Origin of the sequence: Micromonospora sp. NPDC005299, from assembly GCF_042872345.1 — a bacterium.
Classification (GTDB): domain Bacteria; phylum Actinomycetota; class Actinomycetes; order Mycobacteriales; family Micromonosporaceae; genus Micromonospora.
Genome location: NZ_JBIAKG010000002.1, coordinates 794,978 through 808,617, shown reverse-complemented (window position 1 = coordinate 808,617; position 13,640 = coordinate 794,978). Strand labels below are relative to the sequence as shown.

General features: G+C 73.8%; 13 protein-coding genes and 2 pseudogenes. 8 read left to right on the top strand and 7 right to left on the bottom strand.

All coding sequences use genetic code 11. The annotated features are described in order from the left end of the window. The first annotated feature begins 233 nt into the window (after positions 1–233). The 3 genes from ACFYPD_RS09105 to ACFYPD_RS09095 all read left to right on the top strand — a co-directional run bounded on the left by ACFYPD_RS09105 (position 234) and on the right by ACFYPD_RS09095 (position 3,167). Positions 234–560 (top strand): hypothetical protein, encoded by a 327-nt coding sequence (locus ACFYPD_RS09105; protein ID WP_387110576.1) that lies wholly within the window; start codon positions 234–236, stop codon positions 558–560. After that, positions 557–1,210, top strand: coding sequence for a nucleotidyl transferase AbiEii/AbiGii toxin family protein (locus ACFYPD_RS09100; protein ID WP_387110574.1), 654 nt, complete (start codon positions 557–559; stop codon positions 1,208–1,210). Before ACFYPD_RS09105 ends, ACFYPD_RS09100 begins: the two co-directional genes overlap by 4 nt. Before the next feature lie 166 nt (positions 1,211–1,376). Next, entirely contained in the window at positions 1,377–3,167 is a 1,791-nt protein-coding gene (locus ACFYPD_RS09095; protein ID WP_387110572.1) for a bifunctional metallophosphatase/5'-nucleotidase, read from the top strand. 64 nt (positions 3,168–3,231) lie between these two features. Here ACFYPD_RS09095 and ACFYPD_RS09090 read toward each other — a convergent pair whose 3' ends face one another. Beyond that, positions 3,232–3,423 (bottom strand): hypothetical protein, encoded by a 192-nt coding sequence (locus ACFYPD_RS09090; protein WP_387110570.1) that lies wholly within the window; start codon positions 3,421–3,423, stop codon positions 3,232–3,234. Between ACFYPD_RS09090 and ACFYPD_RS09085 the strand changes: the two are divergent. Next, positions 3,422–3,862, top strand: a pseudogene (locus ACFYPD_RS09085) (alcohol dehydrogenase catalytic domain-containing protein); the annotation flags it as partial. The gene ACFYPD_RS09090 and the pseudogene ACFYPD_RS09085 overlap by 2 nt on opposite strands. On the opposite strand, the gene ACFYPD_RS09080 reads toward ACFYPD_RS09085, so the two are convergent. Then, on the bottom strand, positions 3,769–4,038 hold the full coding sequence (locus tag ACFYPD_RS09080; RefSeq protein ID WP_387110569.1) for a hypothetical protein: 270 nt from the start codon (positions 4,036–4,038) through the stop codon (positions 3,769–3,771). The pseudogene ACFYPD_RS09085 and the gene ACFYPD_RS09080 overlap by 94 nt on opposite strands. 98 nt (positions 4,039–4,136) lie before the next feature. On the opposite strand from ACFYPD_RS09080, the gene ACFYPD_RS09075 reads away from it, so the two are divergent. After that, positions 4,137–4,550, top strand: coding sequence for a zinc-binding dehydrogenase (locus ACFYPD_RS09075; protein ID WP_387110567.1), 414 nt, complete (start codon positions 4,137–4,139; stop codon positions 4,548–4,550). Here the strand turns inward: ACFYPD_RS09075 and ACFYPD_RS09070 are convergent, their stop codons facing one another. Next, on the bottom strand, positions 4,551–5,717 hold the full coding sequence (locus ACFYPD_RS09070) for a geranylgeranyl reductase family protein (RefSeq protein WP_387110566.1): 1,167 nt from the start codon (positions 5,715–5,717) through the stop codon (positions 4,551–4,553). It abuts the gene before it with no gap. Between the two features lie 149 nt (positions 5,718–5,866). On the opposite strand from ACFYPD_RS09070, the gene ACFYPD_RS09065 reads away from it, so the two are divergent. The 3 genes from ACFYPD_RS09065 to ACFYPD_RS09055 all read left to right on the top strand — a co-directional run bounded on the left by ACFYPD_RS09065 (position 5,867) and on the right by ACFYPD_RS09055 (position 9,396). Beyond that, entirely contained in the window at positions 5,867–6,103 is a 237-nt protein-coding gene (locus tag ACFYPD_RS09065) for a hypothetical protein (protein ID WP_387110564.1), read from the top strand. 71 nt (positions 6,104–6,174) lie between these two features. Next, positions 6,175–7,635, top strand: a complete 1,461-nt coding sequence (locus ACFYPD_RS09060; RefSeq protein ID WP_387110562.1) for an MFS transporter — start codon at positions 6,175–6,177, stop codon at positions 7,633–7,635. Between the two features lie 138 nt (positions 7,636–7,773). Next, positions 7,774–9,396, top strand: coding sequence for an alkaline phosphatase D family protein (locus ACFYPD_RS09055; RefSeq protein ID WP_387110560.1), 1,623 nt, complete (start codon positions 7,774–7,776; stop codon positions 9,394–9,396). A 52-nt stretch (positions 9,397–9,448) separates the two neighbouring features. Here ACFYPD_RS09055 and ACFYPD_RS09050 read toward each other — a convergent pair whose 3' ends face one another. The 4 genes and pseudogenes from ACFYPD_RS09050 to rho all read right to left on the bottom strand — a co-directional run. Beyond that, positions 9,449–10,192, bottom strand: coding sequence for a hypothetical protein (locus ACFYPD_RS09050; protein ID WP_387110621.1), 744 nt, complete (start codon positions 10,190–10,192; stop codon positions 9,449–9,451). A 217-nt stretch (positions 10,193–10,409) separates the two neighbouring features. Then, complete coding sequence (locus ACFYPD_RS09045; protein ID WP_387110559.1) at positions 10,410–11,501, bottom strand: DUF3626 domain-containing protein; 1,092 nt, start codon at positions 11,499–11,501, stop codon at positions 10,410–10,412. Positions 11,502–11,547: 46 nt separating this feature from the next. After that, positions 11,548–12,012 carry a VOC family protein gene (locus ACFYPD_RS09040; RefSeq protein ID WP_387110557.1) on the bottom strand — a complete coding sequence of 155 codons (465 nt, stop codon included), beginning with the start codon at positions 12,010–12,012 and terminating at the stop codon, positions 11,548–11,550. An 11-nt stretch (positions 12,013–12,023) separates the two neighbouring features. After that, positions 12,024–13,130, bottom strand: a pseudogene (gene rho, locus ACFYPD_RS09035) (transcription termination factor Rho); the annotation flags it as partial. Positions 13,131–13,640: the final 510 nt, after the last annotated feature.

Sequence of the window (13,640 nt, the reverse complement as noted above, 5' to 3'; positions counted from 1 at the left end):
ATACAACGACTCCCACCCACCCGCCATTCCGCCACCCGGATGCCGCCGATCACACCCCCGACCCGGACACTCACCCCACACGACGCAGACGTCGCCGAACCCGGCGCGGATCTTGGACAGTTGCCGTTCGTCACGAACGACAACGCGGCGAACCGCGCGGATGGGGTCGACTCGTGCGTCGGGTGGCAGGTCGGGGCGATGGGAAAACGCCGGACAGGGGTTACCCTGACACCATGTCGGCCACCAGCACCGCGCACCTCGCCCGGCCCGGGCGACCCGCCGTGGTGGCGCGCACCCTCGGCGAGCTCGCCGGCCCCACCCGGGGCATCGTCGAGCTGCCGGTGCGCCTGATGTGGAGCAGCGAGCGCGCCTTCGACCTGGCCGACCCCGACGACCTGCTCTGGATGTACGAGAACGTGCTGCGCGAGACCAGCCGCGTCGAGGACCTGCGCGAGCTGATCCACGGGGGGACGCTGCGCCGGGTGTGGCCGCTGTTGAACCTGCCCCGGGGCGTACGCCTGGCGTGGGAGAGCCGGCACCGGGGCCTGCGCGCCGCGTGACCCATCTGCACGACTTCTACCGGGAGGTGGCCCGGGTGGCCCTCGCGGCCGCCGGCCCGCACCGGTTCGTGCTGGGCGGCGGGGTGGCCTGGGCCGCGCACGGCCTGGTCACCCGCCCGACGGAGGACGTGGACCTGTTCGCGGACGTGGAGGGCGCGGCCGCCGCCGCGGCGGCCGGCGTGCGGGCCGCCCTCGAGCGGGCCGGCTACCAGGTGGCCGACGCCGATCCGGGCAGCGAGCTGGGCGAGCTCTTCGACGGCTACGACCGGGACCTGCGGGACTTCGTGGTGAGCCGGGACGGCCGGCAGATCCGGCTCAGCCTGGCCCGGCTCGACCGGTACCGCAGCCCGGTGGTGATGGACCTCGGCCCGGTGATGGACGTCCGGGACCTCATTGCCAACAAGACCGCCGCGCTGGTCAACCGCCGGGAGGTCCGCGACTACATCGACGTCTCGGCCGCGCTGGACCGGTACGCGGTGGCGGAGCTGCTGGAGCTGGCCCGACAGGTGGACCCGGCGCTGGACGCCGACGACGTCCGGGAGGCCGGGCGCTACCTGGACCGGGTGCCGGACCGCCGGTTCGCCCGGTACGGCCTGGACCCCGGCCAGGTCGCCGAGGTCCGCCGCCGGATGGCCGCCTGGCCACGCTGACCACGAGCGCCGGCGACGGAAACGGTGCCCGTGGTGTTACGCCGCCGGGTCCCGCGGCGCTGGTGGTGGTGAGATACCTCTGGGCGATGTGGCGTGTGTGACATCCGGTCGTTATGGTGCGCAACGGCGCCCACGAGGCGCGTCCACCCCCATGGAAGGGCACCTCATGACCTCCTCCTCCGGCGCCTCGCGCCGCCAGGTGCTGGCCGTCGCGGCCGCCGCCGCGACCGCCCCCCTGATCGCCGGCGCTCCCGCCGAGGCCAAGCCGAAGCCGTCGAAGACCTGGGACCTGACCGTCCTGGGCACCTCGGACACCCACGGCAACGTCTACAACTGGGACTACTACCGGGACGCCGAGTTCGACGACAGCAAGCACAACGACGTCGGCGTCGCGAAGCTGGCCACCCTGGTCAACCAGATCCGCGCGGAGCGCAAGGGCAGGGCGACCCTGGTGCTGGACGCCGGTGACACCATCCAGGGCACCCCGCTGGCCACCTACTACGCCAAGCAGGAGCCGATCACCAGCACCGGTGAGACGCACCCGATGGCCAACGCCATGAACGTGCTGAAGTACGACGCCGTCACGCTGGGCAACCACGAGTTCAACTACGGCCTGCCGCTGCTCGCCACCTGGATCGGCCAGCTCGGCTTCCCCGCCCTGGCGGCGAACGCGATCAACGAGAAGACCGGCAAGCCGGCCTTCCTGCCGTACGTGATCAAGGAGGTCGACCTCGGCGGGCACGGCGCGCCGACGCTGAAGGTCGGCATCCTCGGCCTGACCAACCCGGGCGTGGCCATCTGGGACCGGGCCAACGTCGAGGGCCGGCTGGTCTTCGCCGACATGGTGGCCACCGCGGCCAAGTGGGTGCCGGTGATGCGGGAGCGCGGCGCCGACCTCGTCATCATCTCCGCCCACGGCGGCGACAGCGGCACCTCCAGCTACGGCCCGGAGCTGCCGAACGAGAACCCGGTCGCGCTGATCGCCGAGCAGGTGCCGGGCATCGACGCGATCCTCTTCGGCCACGCCCACAACGAGGTGCCGGAGAAGTTCGTCACCAACAAGGCCACCGGCGCGCAGGTGCTCACCTCCGAGCCGTCGAAGTGGGGCCAGCGGCTGACCCGGATGGACTTCACCCTGACCCGGGAGAAGGGCCGCTGGAAGGTCGTCGGCAAGGGCTCGACCATGCTGATCACCAACACCGTGGTCGAGGACCCGGCGGTGCTCGCGGCCGTCCGCGGCCAGCACTCCAAGACCGTCGGGTACGTCAACCAGGTCGTGGCGCAGTCGGAGGTGGAGCTGTCCGCCGTCGAGTCGCGGTACAAGGACACCCCGATCCTGGACTTCATCAACCACGTCCAGGCCGAGGTGGTCACCGCGGCCCTGGCCGGCACCGCGTACGCGAACCTGCCGGTGCTGTCGCAGGCGTCGCCGTTCAGCCGGACCGCGGTCTTCCCCGCCGGGGACGTACGGATCCGCGACGTCGCCGGGCTGTACGTCTTCGACAACACCCTGGAGGCGGTCGTCATGACCGGCGCCGAGGTGAAGGCGTACCTGGAGTACTCGGCGAAGTACTTCGTCACCGTCCCGGTGGGCGCGACGGTCAACCCGGACACGATCAGCGACCCGGCCGTCCCGGACTACAACTACGACGTGATCTCCGGTCTCGACTACGACATCGACATCTCGAAGCCGGTCGGCCAGCGGATCACCCGCCTGGTCCTGCCGGGCACCGACACCCCGGTCGCCGCGGACGCCCAGTTCGTCGTCGCGGTCAACAACTACCGGCGCAGCGGTGGCGGTAACTTCCCGGGCATCGTGAAGACCCAGGTCTACAACCAGCAGCAGGAGATCCGCCAGCTGCTCATCGACTGGGCGCAGGCCAAGGGCGTCATCCGGCCGGCCGACTTCTTCGTCGCGAACTGGAAGCTGGTCCGCGAGGGCGTGCCGGTCTTCTGATCCGTACCGGTCACGACGGGCCCCGGGTGTCGCACCCGGGGCCCGTCGGCCGTCTCGGGGCCGGTCAGCCGCCGGCCCGCAGGTCCCACTCGTGCTGCCCGCCGGTCGGATCGGGCCGGTCCCGGCGCGGCTCGGTCTCGCTCTCGGTCGACTCCACCCGCTCCTCGGGACGCGCCCCGGGCGGCAGCTCGCCGAAGCGGACGTGCCGCAGGAACGCGTACTCCTCGTCGGTGAACGACTCGCGCGGTTCGCTCATGACCGCATTGTGCGCCCGCCCGGCCACCGCCGCATCAACCGATCCGGCTCGGGTAAGCCGCCGCGACGACCCGGCCGGAGACGAGGTGGGGGCGACCATGCGCGCGGTACGGATGACCGCACCGGGGGTTTTGGAGCAGGTGGAGGTGCCCACCCCGACCGCCGGGCCGGGCGAGGTGCTGCTGCGCGTCGGCGCGGTCGGCGCCTGCCACTCCGACCTGCACATCCTCGACGCGCCGGCCGGGCTCTACCCGATCCCGATGACCCTCGGGCACGAGATCGCCGGCAGCGTCGACCAGGTCGGCCCCGGGGTCACCGGCTGGGCGTCCGGCGACCGGGCGGCGGTCTACGGGATCATCGGGTGCGGCGGCTGCCGCGCCTGCCTGCGGGGCGCGGAGAACCAGTGCCAGGTGGTGCCGGCCGGCGGCGTCGGGCTCAGCCGCGACGGCGGGCTGGCCGACCACGTGGTGGTGCCCGCCTCCCGGCTGCTGCCCGTCGGGGACCTGGACCTGGCCCAGGCCGCCCCGCTCACCGACGCCGGGCTGACCCCGTACCACGCCGTCGAGCGGGCCCGGGACCGGCTGCGCCCCGGCACCTCCTGCGTCGTGATCGGCATCGGCTGGGGCACATGGCGGTGCAGATCCTGGCCGCCACCACCGCGGTACGATCGTCGCGGTCGACACCAGCGTCGCGGCCCTGGACCTGGCCAGCCGGATGGGCGCGCACGACGTGGTGCAGGCCGGGCCGGACACAGTGGACCGGATCCGGGTGCTGGTCGGCCCGCCGCCGGACGGCGCGGACGTGGTGCTCGACTTCGTCGGCGCCGACCCCACCGTCACCACCGCCCGGCAGGTGGTCGCCACCGGCGGTCAGGTGCTGCTGGTCGGCCTGGCCGGCGGCACCCTGCCGGTGCGGCCGGTCGCCGACGAGCCGCCGACCGTCCCGCTGGAGACGACGGTCGAGGTGCCGTTCTGGGGCACACGGGCGGAGCTCCAGGAGGTGATCGCCCTGGCCCGGACCGGGCACCTGCAGGCCGACGTGCAGACCTTCCCGCTGCCGGACGCGCCGGAGGCGTACGACCTGCTGCGCCGCGGGGAGATCCACGGCCGCGCGGTCGTCGTGCCCTGACTACCGTGCGCCCGCGCCGGACCGTTCGGTCGCCCTGGGCCGCCGCGCCGGCAGCCGGTCCAGCAGGGCCAGGGCGGCCCGCACCGGGCGGCGGGCCAGGACCCGCTCGAAGCTGCCCCGCCCCTGGCAGAACCGGACGAACATCCGCCAACCGGGCGGGGTGGCCAGCAGCGCGTGGAACACGTCGGGCCGCCGCGCGAAGACCTCCAGCAGCCGGTGCCCGGCCCGCATCTCCGGCACCAGCCGGAGGCGGACCTCCTGCTCGTAGGTGTCGAGGTCGCCGCCGGCCACGGCCTCGCCGGCCAGCCGGCCCGACCGCAGGGCGAAGCTGATGCCCTCCCGGCTCCACGGCTCCAGCAGGCCCGCCGCGTCGCCGGCGACCAGCACCCGGCCGCGGCGCAGCGGCGAGTCCTCCGCCCGGCACCGCGTCAGGTGCCCCGAGTCGTGCTCCGGGGTGATCCCGGCGAGGCCCAGCCGGTTCACGAAGTCGCGCAGGTAGGCCCGGGTCTGGTCGCCCTCACCCCGGGCGGCGATGACGCCGACGGTGAGCCGGTCGCCCTTCGGGAAGACCCAGGCGTACGAGCCGGGGACCGGACCCCAGTCGATGAGCACCCGCCCGCGCCAGCGGTCCTGCTCGGCGGGTGGGACCGGCAGCTCCAGCTCCAACCCGAGGTCCACCTGGCGCCACGTCACCCCGACGTGCCGGGCGGTCACCCCGGACGAACCGTCGGCGCCGATCACCGTGCGGGCGCGGACCGTGTCGCCGTCGGCCAGCCGCAGGCGTACCTCGTCGGGGTCCTGCTCGACGGCGCGGACCGCGACGCCCTCGCGGATCTCGGCGCCAGCGGCGACCGCCGCGGCGCGCAGCCGGTCGTCGAACTCCTCCCGGCGCACCATGGCCACCAGCGGCGCGGAGTGCCGGCGGGTGAAGCCGCGTCGCCCGTCCCGGGTGAAGGTGATCCGGTCGGCCCGGTCGTGCGCGGGCACCTCGATCCGATCGGCGATCTCGGACAGCGAGGTGCCGATCAGCCCGCCGCCGCAGGTCTTGTACCGGGGATGGGTGGCCCGCTCGACCACCAGGGTGCGGAGACCGGCCCGGGACGCCGCGTGCGCGGCGGAGAGGCCGGCGGGGCCGCCACCGACGACGACGAGGTCCCAGATGATCACGGGTGCAGCCTAGGCCACCGCGCCCTCGGCCTGCCCGGCACGCGCCGCGCGTGACCCCCCGATCGGGTGGGCATCAACCGACGCCGCCCGGGTAACCGCCGGGCGCAGGCCGCCCGCCGGTCGGGCGGTCCACGCCGAGGAGGGAAGCGATGCAGCAGGTACAGCTGTCTGCGATCGAGGAACGGGTGTACCAGGCGGTGACCGCGCTGGAGGTGCGGGGACACGTCCCCTACCCGGACCTGATCGCCCAGGAGACCGGCATGACCGAGGAGGAGCTCCGCGAACCGCTGCACCTGCTCACCGAGCGGGGGCTGCTGCACCGGGAGGACTCACCGATGTCCGGGCTGGACTTCGGACCGCGGTGGTGCGCGCGCCAGATGACGTGACATCGTCGTTTGCCCCACCGGGGGCCGGGTAGCGATCGGGGATGCGTGATCGACGGTCTTCGGGAGGCACGATGAGCACCGACCGGTCGTCGGCGCCGGTGGACACCGGCGGTTCCGACGACCGACGCCGCTGGAAGGCCCTCAGCGTCGGCCTGGTCGCGGCGTTCATGACCCTGCTGGACGTCAGCATCGTCAACGTCGCCGTGCCGTCGATCGACCGGGCGCTCCACGCCACACCCAGCGACCTGCAGTGGGTGCTGTCCGGGTACGCGCTCACCTTCGGTCTGGTGCTGGTGCCGGCCGGGCGCTTCGGCGACGCGCGCGGCCGGCGTACCGCGTTCGTGGTCGGGGTGGCGCTGTTCACGGTGACCAGCGCGCTGGCCGGGCTGGCCCGCTCGCCGGAGTGGCTGGTCGTCGCCCGGCTGGTCCAGGGCGCCGCCGCCGGGGTGGTCAACCCCCAGGTGAGCGGCATGATCCAGCAGTTGTTCCGAGGGGCCGAGCGGGGCCGAGCGTTCGGCCTGCTCGGCGCCACCATCGGCATCTCCACCGCGGTCGGCCCGCTGCTCGGCGGGCTGCTCATCCACCTCGGCGGGGAGGAGCACGGCTGGCGCTGGGTCTTCTTCGTGAACATCCCGGTCGGCATCCTCGCCGTGGTGCTCGGCTGGCGGCTCATCCCGGCCCGCCCGGCCGGCCAGCCGGACCGGCACCGGCTGGACCCGGTCGGGGTGCTGCTGCTCGGCCTCGGGGTGACGCTGGTGCTGCTGCCGCTCGTGCAGCGGGCGCAGTGGCGCGGCGCCGGCAAGTGGGCGCTGATCCCCGTCGGCCTGCTCTTCCTGGCCGGCTTCGCGCTCTGGGAACGGTGGTACGGCCGCCACTGGACGCCCCTGTTCGACCTGCGGCTGTTCCGGCTGCGCTCGTACACCCTGGGCTCGCTGATCGGCCTCGTCTACTTCGCCGGGTTCACCGCGATCTTCTTCATCTTCACGCTCTACATCCAGGTCGGGCTCGGCTACAGCGCGCTCGCCGCCGGCGTGGCCATCACCCCGTTCGCGCTCGGCTCGGCGGCCGCCTCGGCGGTGGGCGGCCGGGTCGTCACCCGGTACGGCCGGCCGCTGGTCGCCATCGGCCTGCTGGTGGTGGTTCTCGGCCTGCTCGCCACCGTGTGGGTGCTGCGGCATTCACCGCAGCACTCGGTGCCGCTGCTCACCGCCGTGCCGTTCCTGCTCGCGGGGCTGGGCAGCGGGCTGGTCATCGCGCCGAACCAGACCCTGACCCTCTCCGAGGTGCCGGTGCCGCAGGCGGGCAGCGGGGCCGGCATGCTGCAGACCGGGCAGCGGATCGGCTCGGCGGCCGGTATCGCCGGGGTCGGCGCGCTGTTCTTCTCCTCGCTGGCCGACAGCCGGGGCGACTTCACCGTCGCCTACCGGCACTCGCTGCTGCTGGCCGTCGCGATCATCACGCTGGCCCTGGTGGCCGCGCTGGTCGACGTCGTCGCCGGGCACCGCCACTCCGGCGGCTCCTCCCCTTCCTGACCTGCGCGAGCTGCCGGCGGCTGAGCCGGGGCGCGTCCCCAGTGGAGGCGCGGCCGGGCGAACCGGCGTGGAAGACCCGGCGAACTCCGCACGACAGGAGCAGCGCGGAACAGGTCGACGGCGGTAGATACATGGGTCATGACGAACACCCTCGACCGTCGTACCCTGCTGCGCCTCGCCGGCGCCTCCGCCGGCACCGCCGTGCTGGCCGGCACCACCCTCGCCGGCCCCTCCCCCGCCGGCGCGGCCACCGCCGCGTTCCGGCACGGCGTCGCCTCCGGTGACCCGCTGCCCGACGGGATCCTGCTCTGGACCCGGATCACCCCGACGCCCGACTCCCTGCCCGGCTCCGGCGCCGGACCGGACGTGGAGGTGAGCTGGCAGGTCGCCACCGACCCCGACTTCCGGGCGCCGGTCGCCACCGGCACGCTCACCACCGGGCCGGCCCGGGACCACACGGTGAAGATCACCGTCTCCGGCCTCACCGCCGCCACCACCTACTGGTACCGGTTCGGCCACGCCGGCGCCTGGTCGCCGACCGGCCGGACGATGACCGCCCCGCCCGTGGACGCGACCGTCGACCGGCTGCGGATGGGGGTGGTGTCCTGCGCGAACTGGGAGGCGGGCTACTTCGCCGCCTACCGGCGGCTCGCCGACCGGGGCAACCTCAACCTCGTCGTCCACCTCGGCGACTACATCTACGAGTACGGCACCGGCGAGTTCACCGCCGCCGGCCGGGTGGTCCGGCCGACCCAGCCGGCGCACGAGGTGCTCACCCTGGCCGACTACCGGATCCGGCACGCGCTCTACAAGACCGACCCCGACCTGCAGGCGCTGCACGCCGCCGTACCCTGGGTGATCACCTGGGACGACCACGAGGTGGCCAACGACGAGTGGTCCGGCGGCGCGCAGAACCACACCCCGGGCACCGAGGGCCCGTTCGCCGACCGGCTCGCCGCCGCCCGAAAGGCGTACCTGGAGTGGATGCCCGTGCGGGTCGGCGCGGACGGGGCGATCTACCGGCGGTTCCGGTTCGGCCGGCTGGCGGAGCTGTCCATGCTGGACCTCCGCTCGTACCGGTCGGCGCAGGCCTCCGGCGCCGACGTCGACGACCCGGACCGGACGATCACCGGCGACGCGCAGATGGCCTGGCTGAAGGCGGGGCTGTCCGGTTCCGCCGCCCGGTGGAAGCTGGTCGGCAACCCGGTGATGATGGCCCGGCTGGACGTCGGCGCGCTGCCGTCCTGGCTGCTCGGCCCGCTCGGGAAGCTGCTCGGCATCCCGGAGAACGGCGCGGTGCTCAACGCCGACCAGTGGGACGGCTACAACGCCGACCGCAACGAACTGGTCAACCATCTCCGGGCCAGCGGCACCCGGGACGTGGTCTTCCTGACCGGCGACATCCACACCTCGTGGGCCAACGAGGTGACCACACGGTCGACCCTGCTCGAGCCGGCCGCTGCGGAGTTCGTCGTCCCGTCGGTGACCAGCGACAACGTCAACGACTTCCTCAAGCTGCCGGCCGGCAATCCGCTGAGCCAGCTCGGCGCCGGGCTGCTCCGCTCCACCAACCCGCACGTGCGCTGGGCCGAGCTGGACGGGCACGGGTACGGGGTGCTCGACGTGACACCGCAGCGCTGCCGGATGGACTGGTACCACCTCGCCGACCGGACCAGCAGCACCAGCGGCAGCCGGTGGGTGGCGGGCTGGTCCGTGGGGACGGGCTCCTCCCGCCTGCGCGCCGAGAGCGCCCCGGCGTGAAGACGGAATCGGCCGGCCCCCTGTCCGGGGACCGGCCGATTCGCGGGTCTTGTCACCAGAGCTGCTGGACGACGTCCGCCGCCTGCTCCTCCCACTGCGCGTACGCGTACGGGAAGGCGGACACCTGGACCGTCTGGGCCGCGGCGGTCAGCGGCAGTTCGTGCCAGCCGCCGACGTTCTTCAGCGCGTTGAAGAACGCCTTGCTGGCGTAGTCGGGGTCGGTGACCTGGTCGGGCGTACCCCAACCGGACGACGGGCGCTGCTGGAACAGGCCCTCCGAGTCGTGGTCGTTGTACGTGCCGAGGTGGCCGAGGTTGTACAGCTTCGACTCCTGCAGGGAGGTGGCGACGCCGATCACGGCGCCCCGCTCCCCCACGCCGCTCTCCTTGGCCGCCTTCACGATGGCCTTGGCGTTGTCGAGCTGCGCGTCGTCGAGCGGGATGCGCGACTGGGCGCCCTCGACACCGTGCGGGATGAGCTGCTCCCGGTCGGGCCGGTCGGCCTTGGTCGGGACCTTGTCACTGCCGGTGGTCAGGCCGGACTTCACCGTCTCGGTGCCGGTCTTCTTGCCGGTGGCCAGGTCGATGGCGGCCAGTGCCCCGGCGTGCGGGCCGCTGGTCACCGGGGCGGCGACGGCGGTGGGGCCGAACGCCAGCCCACCCAGGCACGCCACGCCCACGACGGTCAGCGCGGTACGGCGGTTGGGGCTGGTGGCGATGGCGGTCCTCGCGGTGGCGGTCTTCGCGACGGCGGTCTTCGCGATGGCGGGGAGCCATCCAGTGAAGTGCTGCTTCACGATGGTTGCCCTTTCGATCGTCACGACGCGCTCCGGGGTGAGCGCCCCTCGGGGGGAACTACTCGCCGGTACGGGTTTGCGTTCCGGCGGTACGGGGGACACAACCAGCTCCACGTGTCGGGCATTCCGGAAATGCCCGAGCCTGCCGTGGCTGCGGCCCAGGTCACCCGCCGTTCCGGACGCTCGTGACGGTGAGGACGGCCTAGCGGAAAACGGTCTAGACGGCCGCGGGGACGCCGAACCGGACCAGGACGTGCCAGAGCTGCTTGAGGTGCTGCAGGGTCACCTCGGTCGGGCCGCGGTCGGCCCAGCGTTGCGGCTCGCGTACCACCGAGGCGGCGGCTCGACCGATCAGCGCGGCGTGCACCGGCTCCCCCGGGCGGGCGAACTCGGCGTGCACACGAGCGGCGAGCGGCGGGATGGCCGGCCCCCGGAACTCGGCGTCCACGCCGTCGACCGGCAGCTCGAACCCGGTGTGCCAGCACAGCGCGAAGCCGTGCCGCCGGGCGATCCCGGCGAGGATCCGCCCCTCCTCCGTGCCCCGGAACGACGGGTCGACCACCACGGCCTCGACGTCCCGGGCGAGGCTCAGCTCACCGTGCACCTGCGCCTCGATGTAGTCGTCCAGCGCCCGGCCGGCCGCGTCGGACGCCCGCTCGCGGCGGCGCAGCAAGGTCCGCAGGAGGCTGCCGGTGTCCATGCCGGCCACGCCGAGACTGATCCCGGTCGCGGCGGTGGCCGCCAGCAGGGCGGCGAGCACCGGCTCGAACACCGTGACGGTGCCCAGGTCCTTCGGCTCGGTGTGGCTGTCCCCGAAACTGAAGGTGGCCCGCGCGAGCGCCTCGGGCCGCAGCCGCAGATGGCAGGAGCCGAACCGGGGGCAGGCGCCGTCCGGGTGGTCGAGCAGGTTCAGGCCGCCGTACTTCGGGCGCTCCGCCGCGGGCACCCCGGGCCGCTGGTACGCCCCGCCGAACAGCGTCTCCTCCCAGCGGTCCCGGTCGCCGCCGGGGAAGGCGGTCAGCCCCCCGTTGGAGACGCCCGTCTCAAACTGGCTGCGGTAGACGCCCTCCTGGTCGAGCGCTTCGGCCACCGTGCGGCCGTCGCGCAGCAGCCGGTCGGGGTGGAAGTTGAGGGTCAGCCGGCCGTGCGCGGCCACCGCGGCGATGATCTCCTCCGCGCGGTACGCGGCGCCGGAGCCGGCGAGGTGCCGGGCGATGACGGCAAGCGCCGCCGGCCGGTCCCGGAGGGCGACGTCGCGGACGTACCGGAGGGCGGCGGCCTGTGCGGGGGTCAATGTCACGTCGGGCACGGGCCCGAGTATCGCCGGGGCCACCGGCGCTGCGCCACGCGGATTCTCAGCCGTCGGCGCCGAATCCGTCCAGGGTCTCCCGCTCCGCCGGGCTCCGCAGCTCCTGGAAGACGGTGAGGTGCAGGCCCGCCGGGCCGTCGAGGCGGGCGTTGAGCGACTGCCACGGGGTGACCGTCGGCGGGGCGACCTCGGTGGCGCCCGCCGCGACGAGGCGTTCGGTGGCCGCGCGGCTGTCGTCCACCTCGAACGCCACCCGCAGCCGGGGCGCGACCTGGCGGCCGACCTCCACCTCGTCGATCATCCGCTTCTGCGCGGGGTTCGCCAGCTCCAGCGTGGCCCGGCCCGCCTCCAGGATCACCACCCGGGCGCCGTCGCCACCCGAGTACGCCGCCTCCTCGGGCAGGCCCAGCGCGTCGCGGAAGAAGGCGACCGCGGCGTCGTAGTCCTCGGCCTCGACGACCAGGCGCAGCTGGCGTACGGCCGGCGGTCCGTCGGCTCGGGGAGCGTCCATGCCCGCAGATCCTAGCCGCGCGTCGCGGCGCCGAGGCGGGCCAGGAAGTGGGCGTTGCCGCCGGTGGTGGCGAGCTGGCGGAGCAGCTGGTCCAGGGCCGCCTGCCGGTCCAGGGTGGACAGCGCGGAACGCAGGGCGCGCAGGCGGTCCCGCTCGACGTCGGTGAGCAGCAGCTCCTCCCGGCGGGTGCCGGAGGCGCGCACGTCGACGGCGGGGAAGGTGCGCCGGTCGGCCAGCGCCCGGTCCAGCCTCAGCTCGGCGTTGCCGGTGCTCTTGAACTCCTCGAAGATGAGGCTGTCCGCGGCGGACCCGGTCTCGACCAGGGCCGAGGCGATGACGGTCAGGGAACCGCCCTCCTCGACCGCCCGGGCGGCGGCGAGCAGGTGCTTGGGCGGGGTGAGCGCGGCCACGTCGATGCCGCCCGACAGGGTGCGGCCGGCCGAGCGGACGGTCAGATTGTAGGCGCGGGCCAGCCGGGTCAGCGAGTCGAGCAGCACGACCACGTCGTGGCCCAGCTCGACCAGACGCTTCGCCCGCTCGATCGCCAACTCCGCCACCGTGGTGTGGTCCTGCGGCGGACGATCGAACGTGGCCGCGATGACCTCGCCCTTCACCGACCGAGAAATGTCGGTGACCTCTTCCGGCCGCTCGTCGACCAGCACCACCATGAGGTGGCACTCCGGGTTGTTGCGGGTGATCGCGTTCGCGATCGCCTGCAGCACCATCGTCTTACCCGCCTTCGGCGGCGAGACGATCAGCGCCCGCTGGCCCTTGCCGATCGGCATCACCAGGTCGATGACCCGGGTGGTCAGGATGTGCGGCTCGGTCTCCAGCCGCAACCGCTCCTGCGGGTGGACCGGCGTCAGGCGGTGAAAGTCCGGGCGCCGGCGCGCCTGGTCCGGGGTCGTCCCGTTGACGGTGTCGACCCGGACCAGCGGCGCGTGCCGGCCCTTGTGGGGAGTGGTGGCGACCGCCCCGGTGACGAGGTCGCCGCGGCGCAGGCCGTACCGGCGCAGCTGGGCGGCGGTGAGGTGGGCGTCCGCGGTGGAGGGCAGGTAGCCGTCCACCCGGAGCAGCGCGTGATCGTCGACCGTGTCGACGATGCCGCTCACCGGGAGCGGCGTGGGGGTGTCGGTCATCGAGTGCCTTTCGAGAAGTGGCCGTCCCGAGCGGGACGGAGGCGGCGAGGCGAACTCTCGGCTCGCCGCGTGGTGGGCGTGAGGCGATGGATGTGCGGCTTGCCGCGATGGACGCGCGAGGCGCGAACGGGCCAGAGCCGGCCCCCCGCGCGGGCACGCCGCGCCTGGGAACGGGCCGGAGCCGGCTCGCCAACGTCAGGGTCGGAAGCGCTGCGGGTGGGCAAACCGTCGGGCGGCGCGGGAACACAAGGCCGAGATGACTGCTGCGGAGGTACCACGCCGAGCGTCGGACGGCGGTGGCTGCGCGATGGCGGCCGGACGGCGACGTGCGCCGGGTCAGCTGCCAGATTCGGGAGAGCGAACTCCGGGTGGCGTGTTGTGCCGGCATCCGGGTCCACCGGCAGGTTACCCCGGAACGCCGCCGCCGACAAGCGGATCGCGGCCACGTCAGCCCCGGCCCGGGCCGGGGCTACAGTGAGGGACGCGCCG